The following is a 20,018-nucleotide window of genomic DNA, read 5'->3' as shown; positions in this document are numbered from 1 at the left end:
GGCCGTCGAGCTGTGTGTACGACGCGCTCGATCGCCGGGTTCGTCGCGGGCCGCGCTCGATCGTCTGCCGAACGTTCGATTGCTACACATCTACTTGTACGACAGTCCCGAGTGGTACAGTTTTGTTATAGCTTGTATACGCCGCGTTGCAGCGCAGTAATGGGCCATTTCGAGGAACACAGGACCAGCGCCGGGGGCGTCTACGAAGCGACGCCGCGGCCGCCACAGCGGTGAAGAATTGCGTCGACGCCGAAGGATACGGGTAACAATCAGCCCCGACGGTCCCCGTTCGAGCAGGAATGAGGTATCTGATTTTCGCGAACACGCCGGCCCACGTCCATCTCTACAAGCACGTCGTCGAGGTGTTGCGAGCGCGCGGCCACGACGTGCTCGTCCTCGGGCGGGATTACGGCTGTACCGTCGAACTGCTGGAGTGGTACGATCTGCCCTACGAGGTGTACGGCTACTGCGCCACGGCGAAGGGGTCGCTGTTCGCCCGGTTGCCCGCCCACTACGCCAGGGCGCTCTATCACGTCAGACGGTTCGACCCCGACCTGATCTTCGGGATGGGCGGCTACGCGGCCCACACGGCGGCGCTCACGCGGACGCCGTCGATGCTGGTACTCGACTCGGAGTCGACCGGTCTCGACCACGCCGTGTCGACGCCGCTCGCGCGCGCCGTACTCACGCCGGATACGTTTCGCAAAGAGCTGGGCGAGAACCACCACGTATTCTCCGGGTTCAAGGAGTGCGCGTACCTCCATCCGGAGGTCTACGAGCGCGACTCGTCGATTCGCGACCGCCTCGGCGTCGACGCCGACGAGCCGTACGCGATCGTCCGGCTGAACGCGTTCGGCTCGCACCACGACGTCGGCGAGGGCGGAATCGACGAGGCAGACTGTCGAGAGCTGCTCGATAGCCTCGCCGAGCGGGCCACCGTGTTCGTCTCCGACGAGGGGCGAGACGTCGATCTCGACGGGACGCCGGCCGAACCGTTCTCGCTGCACCCGGCGCTGCTCCACGACGCGCTCGCGGAGGCCGAGCTGCTGGTCGCCGACACGCAGACGATGGTGACCGAGGCCGCGCTGCTGGGGACGCCGGCGATCCGCTCGAACTCGTTCGTCGGCGACGACGACATGGGGAACTTCCTCGAACTCGAAGACGAGGGGCTCATCTTCAACCTCGCGTCGTTCGGCGAAGTTCTGGAACAGTCCGAGATGCTGCTCGACGCCGACGGCGTGGCAGCGGAGTGGGAGCGGCGTCGCGACGCGTACCTCGCCGAGAAGTGTAACCTGACGTCGCTGCTCGTCGAGATCGCCACCGAGCGCGGCGACGCCGAATCAGTCGGCGGCGTTCGACGGTTCGGCGAACCGCCGTCGCGGGAGCGCGAACCGGCAGCAGTGGTCGACCGCTCCTGACTGGCCCTCAAACCTCGTCGCGACGCCGAACGACTGCTACCGCGACGAGCACCGACAGCGTCACGACGACGGTCGTCAGCCCGAACCCGGGCAGAGCGCCGGCGTCGTCACCGCTGCCGCCTCCGGTATCGGGTTCGCCGGTCGCCCCGTCGGATCGGGCCTCGACGGTGACTGCCGCGCGCTCGTCTCGCACCTCGACAGTGTAGTCGCCCGGCGCGGCGAACTGCTGTTCGTACTCGACGGTCCGGTTCTCGCCGGGAGCGATGGAGACCGTCCGGGCGTCGACGTGCTCGCCGAACACCGTCAGCGGGACCCGGTACTCGCCGGCGAACTGGCCGGTGTTCTCGACTGTGGCCGTCACGTCGATGGTCTCACCTTCCCGGATCCGCGTCTCCGAGAGGGTCACGTCGGTGACGTCGAACGACCGCTGCGCGGCGACCGCGACCGCGGAGAACGACGACACGTTCGCCCTGAACCGGTAGGCGTCGGCCGTCTCCCCGAGCAGTTCGGTCGCGGTCGGTCGCCACTCGCCCACGCGCTCGTAGAGGACGACCGCGTTGTCGTCCCGGGCGTTCGGATCGAACGAGTCCTTGCCCACGGAGAACGTAACGGTGCCGTTCGCTCCGTTTTCGGTGAGATCGTCCGTCATCGAGAGGGCCGCGAGGGAGTCGGCGCCGTCGACGTTTCCGAGCGGAGCCCTGGTGTCGGACTGTCCGAATCCGAGCGCGAACGAGCCGTTCGCGCCCACGACCGTCACGCGCTCGAAGGTCACGTTGTCGGACGCCCCGCCGGCCGGCTGGAGCGCCACCGGATGGTCAGCTCGCGCGCCCTCGACCGACGCCTCGATCCCGTCAGCGGTCCGGTCGTAGCGCACCGACGCGCCGTCACAGGTGCCGGTCCGAATCGTGAACGGGGCGTCGAGCGACGGGAGCGTCGTCGAGGTGGCCGACGGACCGCCGCCCGAAGCAACCGCCAGCGATTCGACGCCGCGATCGAGTCCGACGCCAGGATCGACCGTGACGGCGAAGCGTCCGTTGAAACCCCCGTTGAGCGCCCCGCCGTCGGTGTGGCCGTCGCGCCAAGACCAGGAGCCGCTCGCCCAGCCGTCGCCGGTGGTGAAGCTGTCGGAACGACGGGTGGCGGCGTCGTCGCGGACGGCCCACTCCGCATCGGCGGGGAGTCCGACGAACTCCATCGTCGCCCGCCCGCCGTCACCGGAACCGTTGACCCGGCCGTGCACGACGCCGAGGCTCAGGCCGTCGGAGCCCTCGTGCAGGAACAGGACGCTTCCGTTCGCTGACTGGAGCGATTCTGTCCCATAGGAACTGCGGCCGGGTTGCGAGGCGAGACCAGTGGTCGCGTTCGAGCGGTAATCGTAGAACGACGCGACCGTTCCGCCCGAGTCGAACGGCTCGATCGACCGGCAGACGCCGTTTTGCTCGACGACGTACGACGCCGTCTCGTGGTGGTCGGCGACGGCGGTACGGCGCGGCTCCTCGTCGGCGGTGCCCGCCGGCGGCTGGGCGACGGCGGCGACGAGCGACGCGACCAGCAGCGCCGCGAGAAGGGTGCGGCCGATTCTCATCGTGATCGGTCTCCACCCGAGATCGACTGGCGGGAGCGGCGCCGTCTCGACTCGTCGGAGCGATCGAGATCGGCGCCCGACTCGAACCACCGGTACAGCTCGCGCGGCGAGCCGACCCACGCGCCCAGTTCCAGCGCGCGTTCGACCAGCCAGCGGTAGAGGCGCCGGTATCCCGGGAACTCGCGCTCGTCGAAGTAGCGGGGATGCCACAGCGCGGTCGCGACGGCGTCGTTACGCGCCGCCTCGCGGAGGATCTCGTCGCAGGCGTCCCGAGCGGCGTCGTACCGCTGGCCGGGATCCGGCAGCGCCTGTTCCATGATCGTCAGCGAGAACGCGACGAACTCGTCGTCGAACGGACGCAGCGGCCGGTAGCCGTAGTCGAAGCCGATGGTCTCGCCCGAGCCCAGGCTGGCGTCGTACCGGAGCCCGATCGAACGGTGGTGACGCCACGTCTCGGGGAACGAGAGCCGAAGATGGTGTTGCCTGCCGCCGACGATCCGGTCGCCGAGCACCGATTCGAGGCGGTCCTTCTCTTCGCGCAGTCGCGCCTCGTCCTCGGGCGAGTGGTACGAACCGTGGAGGCCGATCTCCCAGCCGCCATCGTCAAGCTCCCGCACGGCACGCGCGATGTCGGGCGATTCGACGTCGTACCGGCCCAGGTGCTCGATCCAGTGGGTCGGCGATGTCCAGTCCGACAGTGGGCGGTCGAGCAGAAGGTGCTGCTCGTCGAGAAAGTAAAAGGCCGAGCGGACGCCGAGATCTGCCTCCAGGTCGGCGATCGCCTCGAACTGCCAGTAGGGGTTCGCAGACGACAGCGCCGTGCGGGTGTGATAGATCGGACGTTCCCGGAGCGCGTAGTACAGCGACGGGAGCCCCTTGTACGGCCGGTCGACGTCGTGGGTGAGACAGAGCGCAAACTCGGCGTCACCCGGCAGCGACGCGTCGACGCGCGTGGCGCCCCGCGCCTCGACGAACTCGTCGACGATCGAGGGCGGGTGGTGGCCGCCGATCGGCGACGCGTCCGGTCGATCGGGGTCGGAGCGCCCGCCGCCGGACGCGTCCGGTGCGGTCATCGCTCGACCTCCGATTCGAGCGTGCGGACGATTCGGCTGGCGGCCGTGCCGTTGCCGTACAGATCCGGCTTGGGCGGCAGGTCGCCGGCGGCGTCGACCGCGTCGACGATCCGTTCGGCGTCGGCGCCGACGAGCCGGTTCCAGCCGGCGTCGACGGTCTCGGTCCACTCGGTCGTGTCCCGCAACGTCACGCAGGGGGTGTCCAGGTAGAACGCCTCCTTCTGGACGCCGCCGGAGTCTGTCGCGACGCAGCGGGCTCGCTCGACGAGGCCGACGAACGAGAGGTAGCCGACCGGATCGACGATCTCGATGCCCTCGGTCGCGCGCTCCCACAGGTCGAACTCCTGAAGGGCCGCGACCGTGCGCGGGTGTGCCGGGAAGACGACCGGAGACGAGCAGTCGGCGAGCCCGTCGACGATCTCCGCGATTCGGTCGGGGTCGTCCGTATTTTTGGCGCGGTGGACCGTCGCGAGGACGAACTCGTCGAGAGAATCGACCACGTCAGGGACAGCAATCGTCTCGACGGCGTCGAGGCGGTCGCGGACTCCCAACAGCGTGTCGTACATCACGTCGCCCGGGACCGACACGCCCTCGGCGATCCCCTCGTGTTCGAGGTTCTCCCGGGCCGCAGCGGTCGGGGCGAACAGCAGGTCCGAGCAGTGGTCCGTGAGGACGCGGTTGATCTCCTCGGGCATCGAGAAATCGCCCGATCGCAGCCCGGCCTCGACGTGCGCGAGGGGCGTGGTCTCTTTCGCGGCGACCAGTGCGCCGGCCAGCGTGGAGTTCGTGTCGCCGTACACGAGCACCACGTCGGGGTCGGCGTCGGCGACGACGCGCTCGATTTCGACCATCATCTCGGCAGTCTGGGCGGCGTGGGTGTCGGATCCGACGCCGAGGTTGTGGTCGGGTTCGGGGATCGCCAACTCCTCGAAGAACACGTCGGAGAGTTCGGCGTCGTAGTGCTGGCCGGTGTGGACCAGCGTCTCGTCGTGGTCCTCGCGGAGTTGCCGGGAGACGGCGGCCGCCTTCACGAACTGCGGGCGGGCCCCGACGATCGATAGCACGTTCATCGTTGTCGTTCGCTGGTACGTTGTTCTCGGTCGTTCACTCGTCGCGCGTTCATCATTCTAGCTCGTGGAACTGTTCGGTCGCGTCAGTCTCGAGTGGCGCGTTGTCGATGCGGTCGAAGATCATGGCGAGCGTGAGACAGAGGCTACTCAGCAGGACGGTCAGCAGCGCGAGCAGGGCGTCGAGCGGCGTCGGCGTCGCGGCGACGACCGACCAGCCGCCGTACAGCACCCCGCCGCCGATGCCGATCACCCCGAGCGCGTACAGCAACACCAGCGGGTGAAAGTCGGTGACGACGTACTTCACTTTGAATCGCCAGAGCGCGCGCCGGGCAAGCAGCCGGGAGAGCCGGGGGACGAACCGCCGGTATTTGATGTGGCTCTCCTCGTCGCCGTACTTCGCTGCCATCTCGACGTCCGTGACCCGCATCCCGCGGACGTTCAGCGCGACGAGCAGGTCGTTGCAGAACCCGTAGTCGTCGTGCAGGTCGTCGAGATCGATCGCCGACAGCGCGCGCGAGGAGATCGCCGTGTACCCGTTCTGGGGGTCGGACATCCGCCAGTAGCCGCTGACGACCTTCGTGAGAAAGGTCAGCAGGACGTTGCCGAACAGCCGCCACGCCGACATCTGCTCGCAGTGCTCGTCCCGCGAGAGCCGGTTGCCCTTGGCGTAGTCGGCGTCCCCGTCGACGACCGGATCGATGATTCGGTCGAGAATCTCCGGATCCATCTGGCCGTCGCCGTTCACCACGGCCGTGACGTCGAGCCCTTCGTCGCGGGCCCTGCGGTAGCCGGTCTTGATCGCGCCGCCGACGCCGCGATTTTGCTCGTGTCGGATCGGAACGACGCGCCCGGACACCGGCTGGCCGCCGTCGGCGTGGAGTTTCTCTTGGTCCGGCCTGGTGACGCGGTCGTTCGCGTCGCGGGCCGCTTCCCTGATCTCCCGCCACGTGCCGTCGGTCGAGCAGTCGTCGACCACGAACGCGCGGTCGACGAACTCGGGGAGCGTTCTGATGACGTCCCCGACTAGTTTCCCCTCGTTGTACGCTGGCACGACGACGCCGATCGTCTTGCCCTTATACATGGTCCCCGCTCGTCGGCGGCGTCAGTCGCTGTCGAGGGGCCGGTTCGCGGCCGAACTGACGAATCCGCTTATTGCGATTACTCGTCGAGTGCTCCCCCATTACCATCACCTGTTCGTGATCTAACGGAGAGAAGATCCAGTTAGTTATGGGCAGTATTCCGTTCGTTACGGCCGAGATACGGCGAAGAACACCGTCCCGATGCTGAGAGCCTCCCGCTACGGACTCGGTCCGTCGAGGGCGCCAGAGTACCGCGCCGCCCACCCGTCGACGCTGCGACCGTCGTTTCCGCCCGCTTCAGCGCCTGCCAGCAGGAACGTTCCCGGCGAGGCGCCGGGGAGTCCGGCCCGGAGAGAGCCGGTCTCGCGGAGAGTTCGCAGACGCTCCCGGCGACCCGCTGCGTCGGTCGTCACGAGGAGCGTGCGCTCGCGCCCCGCCGTGATCGTCGTCCCCAGCAGCGCGTACCCGCCCTCGTCCGTTCGGGCGAGTTCGACGGCCAGGTCGTCGTGACCCTCGCCGTACGTTCGCTGCCACTCGACGGCCCCGCCGGCGTCGAACTTCGCGAGCCACGCGTCCTTCCGCCGGTCGTCGCCAACGAGCGTGTGGCCGGCGATCGCGACGCCGCCGTCGTCCGCGCGCACGATCGATCTGGCGACATCGACGTCGCTTCGCGAGAGCGTCCGTTCCCAGGTCACGTCGCCGTCGGCGTCCGTTCGCGCGACCCAGCAGTCGGTGCCCTCGCCGAAGGTCGTGCCGACGAGTCCGTAGCCGCCGTCGGATCCGTCACCGTCGTCGATCGCGACGACGTCCGCGAGCGCGTCGCCGAAACTCCGGTCGTAGGTTCGCTCCCACAGGAGTCGCCCCTCGGCGTCGGTCTCGAGGAGCCACATGTCCTGCCCGCCGTCGGCGTTCGACTGCGTGCTGCCCGCGATTGCGAACCCGCCGTCCCGAGTCCCGACGAGGGTCCTGCAGAAATCGAACTCGGAGCCGCCGAACGTACGCCGCCACCGGCGCGTTCCCCGCCGATCCGTCGCGACGAGAAAAACGTCGCTCTCTTCGGTCGACGTCGACGTCCCCGCGAACGCGTACCCGCCGGAAATCGGAACCACCGACCTGGCGACGTCGACACCGTCGCCGCAAGCCACTCGCGTGGACCACTCGACGGTCCCCTCCGGTCCCGTCTTCGCGATCCAGGCGTCGCTCCCGTCGTTGACGGCGCCGACGAGCACGTAACCGCCGTCGCCGACCGCAGCGGCGTCGCAGACGTCGGCGTCGCCGAACGATCGCTTCCAGTCGAGTCCGGGGCTGTTAGCGGTGTCGCGCCGGGATGCGACGTGCGTCGCGAGAACCGGAAGCGCGGAGAGCGCTCCGATCGCGGCGCCGGCACCGTTCAGGAGGAACTGCTTCGCTCTGGAGGTGATCGACGGTCGACCCAAACTGGGAGATCGGCCGCCGCGCTTCTCGTGACCGGAAGTCCGTGGTCCCTGAAAATCGCTCTCCCCGCTCGGAGCGCTTACCTGTTCCTTGCGCAACTCACCATCGGTTTCGGCGCGGTGGTTGCTACTAGATTGCATACGCCGAGCTATCCTATAGCTACATATAGTTATAGTCGTCATAGGAGTGATACCTTCCGCAACGAGGCAACGAGCCCGGTCGAACGACACGATTCGATCGAGAGAATCTGAAGGAGCTACAGTATGGGCTACACAGTCTCGCGGCCAGTCTTCACGGATTCGAGACGAATGCGAGTCCCGGCCATCGACGAAGCCGGAGATCGCAAAGCGGAGCGCGACCGAGTATCACTAAGCGAGAAAATCGAGGTACTGCGTCGCTCGGTTGGGGTTGCACGCCCGCCTGCTACGGCACTGGCGAAACTGACGATCGGGAGAACAGCGACGTCGGAGCTGTGTAAGAACGGTCCTCAAGTGGTCGGTTCCGCGACGACGCCGCCTTCTCTGACCGCAGTTCGGTCGCAACACTCCATGCACCCCTGCACGTTGTCGTGGTTGTCTCCGAACACTCGGACGAAGTTCCGGGTGACGAATCCACCGCAGTTCTCACAGTGTGGCATGTGACGTTCGGCTCGACGGGACCATAGGCCATAGTTACAAGCCGTATACCCGGCCCCTGTGGTCCGACACGTTCCGATTATACGACGTTTAACGTTGGGTTCCATCCAGGAAACAGCGGCTGGGATCCGACCGCTGGACCGCATCTATATCCCTATATCGAAATGGAGTTTATAGAGTGCAATGCTCGGAGTACAGGACTGTAGAGAGTAGATATAGCCGAAAGAGATGAATAAGCAGTTACTATGTCTTAGAGGAGAAAGACACAGTAAATACAAGTGGGTGGCCGCCGTCGGCCGACGCGCATGGACGACTCGGAGGAACGGGGGGATCGCGGGAATGACCCCGGGGTAACCGACCTCGAAACCGCCGTTCGAGCACGATTGGACGCGCTCGACGCGGGCAACTACCGGGCGAACACCGAGCTCGTGCTGGGAGAGTTCGTCGCGTTCCTCCGCGAGGAGCGAGGCGTCGATGATCTGGAGGAGCTGACGGTGCTCGACTGCCGGCGCTACGCCCAGTATCTGCGTAGTCGGGCGTCCGATCCCGAGGAGACGCTGTCGGCGGCTTCGACCCACGCCAACGGACCGTACTTCACGATCGTGCGCGCGTTCCTCTCGTGGTGCGTCGACGACGAACGGCTCGACGCCAACCCCGCCCGGCCGAACCGAGTTCGGGACGCCCTGCCGGAGTACCACGGGAATCGAGACCGACAGTTCTGGCCGCCCGAGGCGCGCGACGCACTGCTCGACGCGCTCGTCGAGCGCGTTCGGGCGGAACTCGATACTCGCCAAGGCCACGCGACGAACCGCGACGAACTCGACCCGACGCCGTTTCGCGACCGCGCGATCGTCGCAGTGCTGGCGTTCACCGGCGTCCGCGGCGCCGAGGTGTTCGCCGACCCGCGGGACGAACACCGCGACGGCCTCCGCTGGGCCGACGTCGACCTCGACCGCGGCGTCGCTCGCGTGTTAGGAAAGACCCGCGAACGCCAGTCCGTCGCGCTGACCGACAAGGTCGTCGACGCGCTTGACCGGTACCAGCGCGTCCTGGCACCGCCGACCGACGAATGGCCGGTGTTCCCGACACGTCACCGGCCGTCGCTGTCTGGCGCCGTGCGAGACGGACTGGAGGAGCGCGGCTGGTCCGAGGCGGAGATCGAGGCCGCGCTGGACGAGCACGGTTCGACAGAACTGCTGCGCCACCACGAGATCGCGCCGCCGGCGCTCTCGAAGAACGGCGCCCGGAATCTGATGCAACGGCTCTGCGAGTCGGCCGGTATCGACGTCGACGGCGAGTACCTCAAACCACACGGCGGCCGCCGGGCGCTGGGCGATCGGCTGTACGCGGCCGACGCCGAGCTGGCCCAGGAGACGCTGCGCCACGAGTCGATCGAGACGACCCACGATGCCTATCGGGAACAGAACGCGGTGGAGCGACGCGAGCGGATTGAGGACGTGCTGGACGGGGAGTGACAGTCGATCTCCGGTAAAGAGAAACGGTGTTAAAGATGCTCGATAGGTGGAGAGCTACGGCTTCTTCGAACAGCGGGCCAATAGTAAGACGATGCGACGAACACCGTGTTTCCGATGGGTCATTTTGGAGAGACACACCGGGTTTCCGATGGAGACGCGACTGAAGCACGTCGGTCGTCAGAGATCAGACAGAGACACCTCGTTTCCGATGGGAATCAGCTTGACCTAGCACGTATTCTGTCTAAATCGGGTGGAAAACTGCACCTCGATGATATGCGTCTGACATAGATTTAATATGGCTCATAGCATTAGATTCCAATAAGTGAATCGTGGATCAGATAAGAGAGGCGACTTGATCGCCTCAGATCCACGAGAACCGCTACGCGGGGCCGTTATTTTTGTCGTTCGTAACTACCACTGAAGAACCGTATCGGGAAAGAGAACAGTAGCGGCACCTCGTTTCCGATGGTTCCGTACCTGCGTTTCAACTATTGTACTGTCGGTATTATACACCGACCATCGGAAACGAGGTGTCAACGGATGGCTGACACAGAGGACTTCTTCCAGCAAGAGGACCCGATCTTTTCGAACAAGGAGCTGCTGGAGATCAACCACCTTCCACGCAACGACCGGATCGTCGGCCGTGACGAGGAGATTGAGGACCTCGCGAACGCGACGAACCCGGCGCTGTTCGGTCAGTCACCGAGCAACGTCCTGATATACGGCAAGACGGGGACCGGGAAGTCGCTCTGTGCCAAACACGTCTCGCGAACGGCAGTGGAACTCGCAGACGAGAGGGGTATCGACGTCGAGTACGCATACATCGACTGCTCGCAGGACCCGACCGAGACACAGACCGTGCGCGCCCTCGCGAAGTCGTTCAACGACAGCGACGAGACCGGTATCACCGTTCCGGAGAAGGGCATCAGTACGTCGTCGTACTACAACCGACTCTGGCGAATTCTGGACGATCGCCTCGACGTCGCGATCGTCATCCTCGACGAGATCGATATTCTCGATTCGGACTCCGTGCTGATGTAACTCTCGCGGGCTGGCGAGGCCGGGAAGATCGAACAGTCGAAGATTGGCGTCATCGGAATCAGTAACAAGATCAAATACAAATCTCGGATGGATGAGCGCGTAAAGTCGAGCCTTTGCGAGCGGGAGTTCGTCTTCCCACCGTACGACGCCAATCAGCTTCGAGAGATACTGAACGCTCGGGCTGATGCTTTCCGGGAGGAGGTTCTCGAATCGGGCGTGATCCCGCGAGCGGCAGCGCTCGCTGCTCAGGAACACGGCGATGCACGGAAGGCGATCGATATGCTTCGCTACGCCGGCGAGATTGCACAAAGCCGGGGCGTCACATCAGTCAAGGAAGGGTTCGTAAACGAAGCGCGAGACCACGCGGAAACAGACCGCTTCCGTGAGTTGATCCGCGGTGCGACTCCTCATTCGCGGTACGCGCTACAGGCGCTTACGCTCCTTTCGCTCAACTCCGACCGGAAAGACGAATTCCGAACGTCGAGAATCTACGATATGTACGAGGAAGTTTGTTCTGAACACGCCTCTGACTCGCTCTCGCAGCGCCGTGTTCGAGACCTACTGAAAGAACACGCGTTTCTCGACATCATCGAACAGACCCGAGAGATGGGCGGCTCCGAAGGTAAGTTCGTGTCTCACCGATTGCTTGAAGATCCAGAAACCGTTCACGATGTCTTGATTGATACGGTGTAACACACCCATCGGAAACGCGGTGTGTCTCCGCCAGCAAAAGCACACGAAACGCACTGTCTCTGAATCCACCGAAGAACAGAGCGCCGTCCCTAGTCCTCCTTCCGCGCCGCCAGAATCGCCTCAACCAGCTCGTCCTCGTGATCGCTGGCTACCCGCAGCACGGTGTCGTGGAACTCCCGCCCGGTCAGGTCCCGGACGTCATGCTCGGCTCGTAGTCGAGCGTCGACGAGCGCCTCGGCGTCCTCAAACTGTTGCCAGGCATCCGGGCGGACGTACACCGAGTGCTGTTCGGTGTCGTCGAAGCCGAACGCCGAGCCCGCGATCGACGGGGCGGGCTCGTCGTCCGACGGTTCGGTCTCCCCCTCGGCGTCGACACTGTTCGGAATGTCCGAACTGTCTCCACTCTCAGGAATGTCTCTACTGTCCGCAATGTCCACACTGTCTGCAATGTCTGCACTTTCTACAATGTTTGAACTGTCCGCACTGTTCGCACTTTCCTCCTCGCTCCCGATATCCGTCGTTCCCGATGCTCCCGCGCCGTCCGCAGTGTCTGAACTGTTCATATCTTGACTCTCGTCGTCTGCCGGCGTAGCGGCTTGCTCCCCGATATCGTCCGTGCTATCCGGGCTGCTTCCGTCACTCTCACCATCTGAGCATTCTACAGTGTCTGCACCGTCCGAGCTTTCTGGAAGGTTTACAATGTCCGAACTGTCCACAATGTCTGAACTTTCTGCACTGTTCACGTCCCCGTCGCCGTTTGTACTGGCGTCACCGTCTGGGCCCACCTCACTCGCAGTCTCGCCGCTCTCCGGCTGGTCGGTACTCTCCTCGTCCTCGTCGACGGCGTCGCTCAGCCCGGCGAAGCGGTTCTCGTCAGGCATCGGTGACACCCCCATCCTGAACGATCGCCGCGAGCTCGTCGAGCCGATCGAGCATGTCGCTGTCGGGGTCGTAAGTGGCCAGCGGGACACCCTCCCGCCAGGCGCGCCGGAACGAGATGCGCTCGCGGATACCCGGCCCCGGCGACGTCCCGAACCGATCCGACCGCGCGAACTCGGGGAGGTACTCGCCGAACTCGGAGTCCTCGAGATCGCCGATGATGCGCTTTTCTTCGTTGTCGCCCGAGAGCTTGTTCGGGACGATCGCGGCAATGTCGATCCCGACCTCGCGGTCGATCGGGACGATCTGTTGGGTGTACATGCGCTCGAACCCCGAGACGCTGGGTTCGGCCATCTGCAGGGGGACGATCACGTTCTGAGTGGCGATCAGCGAGGCGTCCGACAGCGGTCCGAGGTTCGGCGGCGAGTCGATCACGACGCGGTCGTAGCCGTCCTCGACGAGCGGTTCGACGATCCGGCGGCGGACCCACAGTTCCGCGAAGCGGGTGTTGCGGATCGTGTCCGCGACGGTGTCGAGATCCTTGTGCCCCGGTAGCACTTCGAAGTCGGTCTCGCCGGCGGCCGGACGGATCACGTCGCCCGGCGTCGTCGGATCGTCGTCGTCGAGCACGTTCCCGAGGTGAACGTCGGCCTCGTAGGCGTCGGCCAATCCGACGCCCTCGGTCGCGTTCCCCTGCTGGTCGAGGTCGACCAGCAGCACGTCGTCGCCGCGAGCGGCGAGTCGTTCGGCGAGGTTGATCGCGATCGTCGTCTTTCCGACGCCGCCTTTCTGCAGCGCCACGCTGACTGCGTTCGTTCGGTCCATCGTTTACAATGTTTGAAATGTGTGAAGTGTCTGAGATGTGCGCACTGTGCGTCGGCCGATACGTACCGGTGTGCAACCAACTGGTATATAACTATCGCACGGGTGAGCGTCTCGTCGCAGCTACAAGTCTAACAATGTGCAAACATTGTGGAGAATGCGTGTGGCGTTCGGCGGCGACCCCCAGACCTCGCGGATCTGATTCCGTTCCGAACCACAGTCTCTCATCGACCAGTCGGGGCGTCACGACCAGTTGCTCGACGCCGAAATCCGACTCCTTGACGATCGTCAGGCTGACGCCGAACGTCGGCGTCGATCCGATAGCCGAACCACCGGAGCAGTGTCGAGGGCAAATCAATCAGTCGCTGATCCCGCGACTTCCGCTAGTGGTAGGCCGACGTGTCCTCGGCGAGGGGACAGTGCCGGAACCGGGACGTTTCTCGCGGGATCAACGCGCGTCGGATTGACACCCACGCTCGCGCGTGCGTAGGGGTGGGAAGGACGGTAGCGAACACTTAGCGTAGACGCCGCATAATCGCCCGCAGCGGTAAGCTTCGCGTCGACCGCCGCGACCCGCTGTAGCGAGTTTATAACTAAGGGTGACAGACGCCGTTTGGGGAACGAACAGCACTGATGATTAAGTACCCCTCGGCGGTGGCATCCGATATAAATGTATCCTCAGGGGGAGGAACGATTCCGACGACACCATGTCAAAAATAAACACATACAATCGGCCGAAGCAACAGACGGACGAGGAAGAGGGAGAGTCCCGCGAAGGGTCGACGTGCTCCGAGTGTAACTCGGGGACGCTGGTTCACAACTCCGACCGGCACGAACTCATCTGCGACGAGTGCGGGCTGGTCGTCGAGGACGAGACGATCGACTACGGCCCGGAGTGGCGCGCGTTCAACCACTCCGAGCGCCAGGAGCGCTCGCGCGTGGGGGCGCCGACGACGGAGCTGATGCACGATCAGGGGCTAACGACCAAGATCGACTGGCGTGATAAGGACGCCCACGGGCGGACGATCCGACCCGAGCAGCGCAGTCGGATGCGACGGCTGCGAAAGTGGCAACAGCGTATCCGGACCGGCGACGCGGGCGAGCGCAACCTCAAGCAGGCGCTCTCGGAAATTTCCCGGATGTCCAGCGCGCTGGGCGTCCCCCACTCGGTCCGAGAGGTCGCCAGCGTCATCTACCAGAAGGCGCTGGACGCCGACCTGATCCGCGGCCGGTCGATCGAGGGCGTCGCGACCGCGGCGCTGTACGCCGCCTGCCGCCAGGAGGAGATCCCCCGCAGCCTCGACGAAGTTGCGGAAGTTTCCCGTGTCGAACGCAAGGAAATTGGCCGCACCTACCGGCACATCTCCCAGCAGCTGAACCTCGTGATGGAGCCGGTCGATCCCAAGCAGTACCTGCCGCGCTTTTGCTCGCAACTGGACATCGACTCGGAGGTGCGCCAACTCGCCAAGGAAATCGTCGACGTGACCGTCGACAGCGGCCTCCACTCGGGCAAGTCGCCGACGGGCTGTGCGGCCGCCGCGATCTACCTGGCCGCACAGCGCTGCGATCAGGAACTCACCCAGCGCGAGGTCGCCGACGTCGCGCAGGTGACCGTCGTCACGATCCGCAACCGCTATCAGGAACAGGTCCAGGCGATGGACAAACAGTAAGCGGGGCGACGCCGCCACCGAACGAGAGGTCACCGTCGACGACGCCGCTGTTCTACCGCGGACGACGTTGCCGTCGTACCCGGGCGATGCGATGCCACTTTCTACTGACCGACCCAGAGCCTCGGCGACGCGACGGGCCGACTCAGACAGCCTTGACGACTGATGCCGACAGCTTTGACGGCTGCTGCCGACCGTACGACTGGAGAACGCGAACAGCGCGAATTCGGAGGATCGCTTTGATCCGGTGCGGCGTCTACTCCGGCGGATATACGAGGATCTCGCCGTCGCTGTGAACCACCACGAGATACTCTTCCAGCGGGAACGAGATCCGACCGCGCGCCGTCGACGGCGCCTGGTCGCGCTCGAAGATGTCGTCGAGCGCGTCCGGATCGACGTACCTGTTCAGGGGTTCTATCTCGAGGGGATCGCGGCCCGAGACCGCCGCGACCGCTTCGATGACGGCGATGCTAAGGGCGGGGTCGTCGGACCACTCGAAGCGGTGCGCGTCGGATCGGTGATCGTCGCGCCCGTTGTGATAATCTGTGTCTCTCATGGGGGACCGACCTTGGGGCTCGCGCCAGTATGGAACGAAAGACGCTCCCCTGTCGTATGGTAATCCACCGCACGAGATAAAAATATTATGGCAAAAGCCACGAACGAGTCGCCGATTCCGAAGCGACGATCGGGTCAGGACCCCGGTCGATCGATCTCGGCGTCCATCGTTCGATCGAGCCATCGATCGATGCGTCGCCCGCCCCGATAGGTCACGACCGATCGCTCGGGATCGTAGTCGACCACGTCGGCTGCCGAGAGCTTCGGCAGGTGGGTGTGGCGAAGCGTCATCTCGATCTCGTCGCGGGACGGAGCCTCGTCAGATACCTGATTCTCGAGCGCAGCCAGTTCGTCGACCAGTTCAGTCGTCGAGAGCGTCGCTGCCGGCGTCTCGACCATGCAGTACAGCGCGTATCGGCGTCGCGCCGTCGAGAGCACTGTGAACAACTCGTCGAACGTGACTGGTCCGGCAGTACGTTCGGCGTCTCCCTGCTTCCCCCTAGATCCGTATTCCTCCGACATTGCTGCGAGTTGCTTCGTTCACCCACGTAAGTATGCGTCACCTTGCTGACTGGAGTGACGAGTAAAAGCCACCTACCGCTGGCAAAACGCAGTCATTCGATGCCGATGTATCGGAGTCGTCCGGAGGCGCCCGGGACGGCACTTTCGACGACTCGGCGGATCCTTTCGGGCGGCAAACCCGTAGCGGTGACTTACCTGCCGGCCGTTTCGAGTAGCGGTGTAGTTGGATCGGTTAAGATGTACCACCCAATTTGATTCGGAAGCATCACCTTGGTTTAATTAACTTTAAAATGCGGGGGGTTGATTACTCAATCGTACAGAACGGGCGACGCCGAGGGACCCGCGGACCGGATACGGGGAGGAGAAGCGGCGACGTGCCTACAGAACAACATGATGGGGATGTACGAATCGTGCGAGCACAATACCAAACCGTCGACCCGCGAGAACGGGCCGTATGACCAGCAGTGACATGGACGTTCCGGAGACGGAACGCACGGACGACGAGGGCGAAGTCGAAAACGAAGGGGAGTCGGTGGAGTCGGAACAGTCCGCCGAACCGGAGCCGCTCCCGCTCGATATCGTCTTCGAGATACTGAAAAACAAGCGACGGCGTCTGGTGCTCCGGTACGTCAGGCGCGAGGAGAACGAAACCGTCGATCTGGGAGAGCTGGCCGAGCACGTGGCGGCGCTCGAGAACGACAAGTCGGTGGCCGCGCTGACGTCAGGAGAGCGAAAGCGAGTGTACGTCGGACTCTACCAGTGCCATCTGCCGAAGATGGACGACGCCGACATCGTCGAGTTCGATCGCAACCGGGGAACGATCAAGCTCGGCGAGAGCGCCGACCAGCTGGACGAGTACCTCGACAGCCAGTCCGACGAGGAGACGGTCTAGCCGCGCTACTACCTGAGCATCACACTGATTGGCGGTGGGCTCTTCCTGATCGGCCAGGCCGTACAGTTCCCGGCTGATTGGGTCCAGACGGCCATCGTCCTGGCGATGCTCGTGGCGCTGACGGGCTGTGCCGTGCTCCAGTCGCGCGAGGACTGAGGGCCGCTCAGCATCGCGTGTGCCGTTCTCGACTGATGCATTCGACTGACTGCAAATCGACTGCGCAGCCGAGCGGTCAGCGGCGAAGCCGTCACTTTCGAATGCGTGTCGGCGCAGAAGACGGTGCCTGCTGACAGCGGCGTACTGAGTGAGACGACTTGACGAACTGCCCGAAGCGATGACGATCCGCGACATCACGCGGTGCGGTACGACGGTCGCAATCGCCGCAGTCGTCACAGGCCGTTCATAGGTCGTACAACTAACCTATCCGTGCTAGGGACCTTCTGTCGTACTGGCACCCGATCAATAACAAAGAGTGGCGCACCGGACAGGGGCAGTATCCAGTTCCCGGAACCGCCGGGGCGTACCGCGCGAGAAACCTATGTCCGCAACGCACTCACCACACGACCGTTCGTACCGTCGCTCAAACTACTTCCGCCACGACGCGAACTCATCGCACCGTCGCTCGAACAACCTTCGGACTGGCGCTGATGACCGCCGAGGCGCCGACACGGGGGGTGGATGACGATGTGCGGCATCACCGCCCGGATCGGACGTGGCGACGCCGTCGACGAGCTGCTGACCGGCCTCGAAAATCTGGAGTACCGGGGGTACGACTCCGCCGGGGTCGCGATCAAGAACGGCCACGGTCTCGCGGTCCACAAGCGGGAGGGGAAGATCGACCGCCTGAAGGACCGCGTCGAGCAGTCGCCGCCCGAGGGCTCGATGGGGATCGGCCACACGCGCTGGAGCACCCACGGACCGCCGACGGACGCCAACGCCCACCCGCACACCGACTGTACCGGGTCGATCGCGATCGTCCACAACGGCATCATCGAGAACCACGAGGCGCTCAAGGCCGACCTCCGCGAGCGCGGTCACCAGTTCGAGAGCGACACCGACACCGAAGTGATCCCGCACCTGCTTGAGGAGCACGTCGACCGCGGACTCGACCTCGACGTCGCCTTCCGCCGGATGGCCGAGCAGCTCCAAGGCAGCTACGCCATCGCGGCGATGACCGACGACGCCGACGCCGTCTACGCCACCAGACAGGGATCCCCGCTCGTGCTCGGGATCGGCGACGACTGCCACTACCTCGCCAGCGACGTGCCGGCGTTCCTGGAGTTCACCGACCGCGTCGTCTACCTCGAGGACGGCGACATCGTGACCGTCACCGACGACGGCTACGAAATCGTCGACGGTCAGGGAGACCCGCTGGACCGCGATGTTCGGACGGTCGACTGGGTCGCCGAGGACGCCGAGAAGGGCCGGTACGACCACTTCATGCGCAAGGAGATTAGCGAGCAACCAACCGCGCTCGCCCAGACGATCGAAGGGCGGATCGACGCCAGCGACGAGGGCGAGCCGATCGTCACCGACGGGAGCGAGGCGTCCGGGATCGACGCCGTTGCGTTGGACGCCGACGCATCCGCATCGGACGCCGACGACGGCGATAGGGATTCGAGCGACGATGTCCCCGCCTCCGGCGCAGACGGCGTCAGCCTCGAAGAGTTCCCGCCGGGATCGTTCGCGGACGTCTCGGCGATCCAGTTCGTCGCCTGCGGGACGAGCTACCACGCGGCGCTGTACGGTCAGCAACTGCTCGCCCGCCGCGGCGTCGCCGCCCAGACGTTCCGCGCCGGCGAGTACGCCATGTCGCCGGCGCCGGTCGACGAGGACACGCTCGTGATCGGCGTCACCCAGAGCGGCGAGACCGCCGACACGCTGGAGTCGCTTCGTCGGGCCGCCGAAGGGGGCGCCCGAACGCTCGCGATGACCAACGTCGTCGGCTCGACGGCCGCCCGCGAGTGTGACGACGCGATGTTCATCCGCGCCGGGCCCGAGATCGGCGTCGCCGCGACGAAGACGTTCTCCTCGCAGGTCGCCTCGCTGGGGCTGCTGGCCGAACGGCTGGCCCGCGACATTGCCGACTCCGAGAGCGACGACAGCCGCCAGCTGCTCTCGGAGCTGTCGACCCTCCCCGAGACGGTCCAGCGCGTACTCGACGAGACGCGTGCGATGGAGGTCGTCAACCGCTACCGGGCGATGGATTCGTACTTCTTCATCGGCCGCGGCGTCGCCCACCCGGTCGCGATGGAGGGTGCCCTGAAGTTCAAGGAGATCACCTACGAGCACGCCGAGGGCTTCGCCGCCGGACAGCTCAAACACGGTCCGCTCGCGCTGGTGACGCCGAACACGCCCGTGTTCGCGGTGTTCACCGGCCGGCACACCGAGAAGACTCTGAGCAACGTCCGGGAAGTCCAGGCCCGCGGCGCGCCCGTGATCGCGGTCGTCAGCGAAGAAAACCGCGAGGTGATCGACACCGCCGACGCCGCGCTGACGATTCCCGAGGCCCACCCCGACGTCGCCGCCGTGCTCGCGAACGTCCAACTCCAGTTGGTCGCGTACCACGTCGCCGACTATCTGGATCGCCCGATCGACAAACCGCGCAATCTCGCCAAGAGCGTCACCGTGGAGTGAGTCACCGATGTCAACGATGGACCCAGAGCAGGTGCACGTCAGCTGGCACCGCGACGGCGGCGACCGACAGGTGATGATCGGCCTCGACGGCGGAGATATCAAGCTCGCGATGACGTTCCCGGTCGATCTCTCGCGACGCGAACTGGAGACGATCCTCGCGGAACGAGACCGTGAGATCGACCACTACTTCGAGGCGCTGGCGCGGGTGCGTCAGCGAAACGCGAAGGCGAACGCGGGCGAAGCCGCACAGCAAAACGAGAAAGTGCGGGAGTAGCTCGGGAGGCTTTCCAGAAGTCGACTTCGCAACGGTAGTTGGCACGGATGGCCGGGAGGTTGAAATTTCGATTGAATTAAGCAGAAAAGTCGTGTCATTCAATTCACTCGAACGACGGGGGTTACTGCGTCGTTATTATATCGGCAGCAGTCGAGACAACTGAGCGTGTGATCAGCCGAAGATACGCACTGAGACGAAGTAAACAAACGTCGGTAGAATCCACCACCCGTTCGAGTGTCGGATCTGTTTATATACCCCCCTCCCCCC

16 protein-coding genes and 1 pseudogene are annotated in these 20,018 nt (G+C 64.8%); 7 read left to right on the top strand and 10 right to left on the bottom strand.

Going from position 1 to position 20,018, the window contains the following annotated elements; all coding sequences use genetic code 11:
• Positions 1 to 299: 299 nt before the first annotated feature.
• A complete protein-coding gene (locus NO931_RS19535; RefSeq protein ID WP_256394047.1) occupies positions 300 to 1,418 on the top strand; it encodes a DUF354 domain-containing protein in 1,119 nt (372 codons plus the stop codon).
• Positions 1,419 to 1,425: 7 nt separating this feature from the next.
• Here the strand turns inward: NO931_RS19535 and NO931_RS19530 are convergent, their stop codons facing one another.
• From NO931_RS19530 to NO931_RS19505, 6 genes are all read right to left on the bottom strand, one after another.
• Positions 1,426 to 3,003, bottom strand: coding sequence for a CARDB domain-containing protein (locus NO931_RS19530; RefSeq protein WP_256394046.1), 1,578 nt, complete (start codon positions 3,001 to 3,003; stop codon positions 1,426 to 1,428).
• On the bottom strand, positions 3,000 to 4,076 hold the full coding sequence (locus NO931_RS19525; protein ID WP_256394045.1) for a polysaccharide deacetylase family protein: 1,077 nt from the start codon (positions 4,074 to 4,076) through the stop codon (positions 3,000 to 3,002). The genes NO931_RS19530 and NO931_RS19525 overlap by 4 nt, the downstream gene beginning before the upstream one ends.
• Positions 4,073 to 5,146 carry a non-hydrolyzing UDP-N-acetylglucosamine 2-epimerase gene (gene wecB / locus NO931_RS19520; RefSeq protein WP_256394044.1) on the bottom strand — a complete coding sequence of 358 codons (1,074 nt, stop codon included), beginning with the start codon at positions 5,144 to 5,146 and terminating at the stop codon, positions 4,073 to 4,075. The genes NO931_RS19525 and wecB overlap by 4 nt, the downstream gene beginning before the upstream one ends.
• Before the next feature lie 52 nt (positions 5,147 to 5,198).
• On the bottom strand, positions 5,199 to 6,227 hold the full coding sequence (locus tag NO931_RS19515; protein WP_256394043.1) for a glycosyltransferase family 2 protein: 1,029 nt from the start codon (positions 6,225 to 6,227) through the stop codon (positions 5,199 to 5,201).
• Between the two features lie 216 nt (positions 6,228 to 6,443).
• Complete coding sequence (locus tag NO931_RS19510; RefSeq protein ID WP_256394042.1) at positions 6,444 to 7,799, bottom strand: hypothetical protein; 1,356 nt, start codon at positions 7,797 to 7,799, stop codon at positions 6,444 to 6,446.
• A 347-nt stretch (positions 7,800 to 8,146) separates the two neighbouring features.
• Positions 8,147 to 8,296, bottom strand: a complete 150-nt coding sequence (locus tag NO931_RS19505; protein WP_256394041.1) for a DUF7563 family protein — start codon at positions 8,294 to 8,296, stop codon at positions 8,147 to 8,149.
• A 303-nt stretch (positions 8,297 to 8,599) separates the two neighbouring features.
• On the opposite strand from NO931_RS19505, the gene NO931_RS19500 reads away from it, so the two are divergent.
• Together NO931_RS19500 and NO931_RS19495 are read left to right on the top strand one after the other, a co-directional pair.
• The gene (locus tag NO931_RS19500; protein ID WP_256394040.1) at positions 8,600 to 9,769 is read left to right on the top strand and encodes a tyrosine-type recombinase/integrase; all 1,170 of its coding nucleotides are present in this window, start codon (positions 8,600 to 8,602) and stop codon (positions 9,767 to 9,769) included.
• A 540-nt stretch (positions 9,770 to 10,309) separates the two neighbouring features.
• Positions 10,310 to 11,503, top strand: a pseudogene (locus NO931_RS19495) (orc1/cdc6 family replication initiation protein).
• 89 nt (positions 11,504 to 11,592) lie between these two features.
• Here NO931_RS19495 and NO931_RS19490 read toward each other — a convergent pair.
• Positions 11,593 to 12,384: a DUF7970 domain-containing protein gene (locus NO931_RS19490; protein ID WP_256394039.1), complete on the bottom strand. Its 792-nt coding sequence runs from the start codon at positions 12,382 to 12,384 to the stop codon at positions 11,593 to 11,595.
• The gene (locus tag NO931_RS19485) at positions 12,377 to 13,207 is read right to left on the bottom strand and encodes a ParA family protein (protein ID WP_256394038.1); all 831 of its coding nucleotides are present in this window, start codon (positions 13,205 to 13,207) and stop codon (positions 12,377 to 12,379) included. Before NO931_RS19485 ends, NO931_RS19490 begins: the two co-directional genes overlap by 8 nt.
• A gap of 704 nt (positions 13,208 to 13,911) precedes the next feature.
• On the opposite strand from NO931_RS19485, the gene NO931_RS19480 reads away from it, so the two are divergent.
• Positions 13,912 to 14,874 (top strand): transcription initiation factor IIB, encoded by a 963-nt coding sequence (locus tag NO931_RS19480; protein ID WP_256394037.1) that lies wholly within the window; start codon positions 13,912 to 13,914, stop codon positions 14,872 to 14,874.
• 253 nt (positions 14,875 to 15,127) lie between these two features.
• Here NO931_RS19480 and NO931_RS19475 read toward each other — a convergent pair whose 3' ends face one another.
• Complete coding sequence (locus tag NO931_RS19475; RefSeq protein ID WP_256394036.1) at positions 15,128 to 15,427, bottom strand: HalOD1 output domain-containing protein; 300 nt, start codon at positions 15,425 to 15,427, stop codon at positions 15,128 to 15,130.
• 134 nt (positions 15,428 to 15,561) lie between these two features.
• Positions 15,562 to 15,948, bottom strand: a complete 387-nt coding sequence (locus tag NO931_RS19470; RefSeq protein WP_256394035.1) for a DUF7344 domain-containing protein — start codon at positions 15,946 to 15,948, stop codon at positions 15,562 to 15,564.
• A 454-nt stretch (positions 15,949 to 16,402) separates the two neighbouring features.
• Here NO931_RS19470 and NO931_RS19465 point away from each other — a divergent pair, with 454 nt between their 5' ends.
• The 3 genes from NO931_RS19465 to NO931_RS19455 all read left to right on the top strand — a co-directional run bounded on the left by NO931_RS19465 (position 16,403) and on the right by NO931_RS19455 (position 19,751).
• Positions 16,403 to 16,840, top strand: coding sequence for a DUF7344 domain-containing protein (locus NO931_RS19465; protein ID WP_256394034.1), 438 nt, complete (start codon positions 16,403 to 16,405; stop codon positions 16,838 to 16,840).
• A 684-nt stretch (positions 16,841 to 17,524) separates the two neighbouring features.
• The gene (locus NO931_RS19460) at positions 17,525 to 19,477 is read left to right on the top strand and encodes a glutamine--fructose-6-phosphate aminotransferase (RefSeq protein ID WP_256394033.1); all 1,953 of its coding nucleotides are present in this window, start codon (positions 17,525 to 17,527) and stop codon (positions 19,475 to 19,477) included.
• Between the two features lie 7 nt (positions 19,478 to 19,484).
• A complete protein-coding gene (locus NO931_RS19455) occupies positions 19,485 to 19,751 on the top strand; it encodes a hypothetical protein (protein WP_256394032.1) in 267 nt (88 codons plus the stop codon).
• The last annotated feature ends 267 nt before the right edge of the window (positions 19,752 to 20,018 follow it).

This window comes from Natronoarchaeum rubrum (assembly GCF_024494695.1).
This window is presented reverse-complemented; position numbering and strand designations above follow the sequence as displayed.

What these genes read in the sequence shown, in the direction of transcription:
- NO931_RS19535 (WP_256394047.1), top strand. Translation starts at nt 300, where the DNA reads ATGAGGTATCTGATTTTCGCGAACACGCCGGCCCACGTCCATCTCTAC.
- NO931_RS19530 (WP_256394046.1), bottom strand. Translation starts at nt 3,003, where the DNA reads ATGAGAATCGGCCGCACCCTTCTCGCGGCGCTGCTGGTCGCGTCGCTC.
- NO931_RS19525 (WP_256394045.1), bottom strand. Translation starts at nt 4,076, where the DNA reads ATGACCGCACCGGACGCGTCCGGCGGCGGGCGCTCCGACCCCGATCGA.
- wecB (WP_256394044.1), bottom strand. Translation starts at nt 5,146, where the DNA reads ATGAACGTGCTATCGATCGTCGGGGCCCGCCCGCAGTTCGTGAAGGCG.
- NO931_RS19515 (WP_256394043.1), bottom strand. Translation starts at nt 6,227, where the DNA reads ATGTATAAGGGCAAGACGATCGGCGTCGTCGTGCCAGCGTACAACGAG.
- NO931_RS19510 (WP_256394042.1), bottom strand. Translation starts at nt 7,799, where the DNA reads ATGCAATCTAGTAGCAACCACCGCGCCGAAACCGATGGTGAGTTGCGC.
- NO931_RS19505 (WP_256394041.1), bottom strand. Translation starts at nt 8,296, where the DNA reads ATGCCACACTGTGAGAACTGCGGTGGATTCGTCACCCGGAACTTCGTC.
- NO931_RS19500 (WP_256394040.1), top strand. Translation starts at nt 8,600, where the DNA reads ATGGACGACTCGGAGGAACGGGGGGATCGCGGGAATGACCCCGGGGTA.
- NO931_RS19490 (WP_256394039.1), bottom strand. Translation starts at nt 12,384, where the DNA reads ATGCCTGACGAGAACCGCTTCGCCGGGCTGAGCGACGCCGTCGACGAG.
- NO931_RS19485 (WP_256394038.1), bottom strand. Translation starts at nt 13,207, where the DNA reads ATGGACCGAACGAACGCAGTCAGCGTGGCGCTGCAGAAAGGCGGCGTC.
- NO931_RS19480 (WP_256394037.1), top strand. Translation starts at nt 13,912, where the DNA reads ATGTCAAAAATAAACACATACAATCGGCCGAAGCAACAGACGGACGAG.
- NO931_RS19475 (WP_256394036.1), bottom strand. Translation starts at nt 15,427, where the DNA reads ATGAGAGACACAGATTATCACAACGGGCGCGACGATCACCGATCCGAC.
- NO931_RS19470 (WP_256394035.1), bottom strand. Translation starts at nt 15,948, where the DNA reads ATGTCGGAGGAATACGGATCTAGGGGGAAGCAGGGAGACGCCGAACGT.
- NO931_RS19465 (WP_256394034.1), top strand. Translation starts at nt 16,403, where the DNA reads ATGACCAGCAGTGACATGGACGTTCCGGAGACGGAACGCACGGACGAC.
- NO931_RS19460 (WP_256394033.1), top strand. Translation starts at nt 17,525, where the DNA reads ATGTGCGGCATCACCGCCCGGATCGGACGTGGCGACGCCGTCGACGAG.
- NO931_RS19455 (WP_256394032.1), top strand. Translation starts at nt 19,485, where the DNA reads ATGTCAACGATGGACCCAGAGCAGGTGCACGTCAGCTGGCACCGCGAC.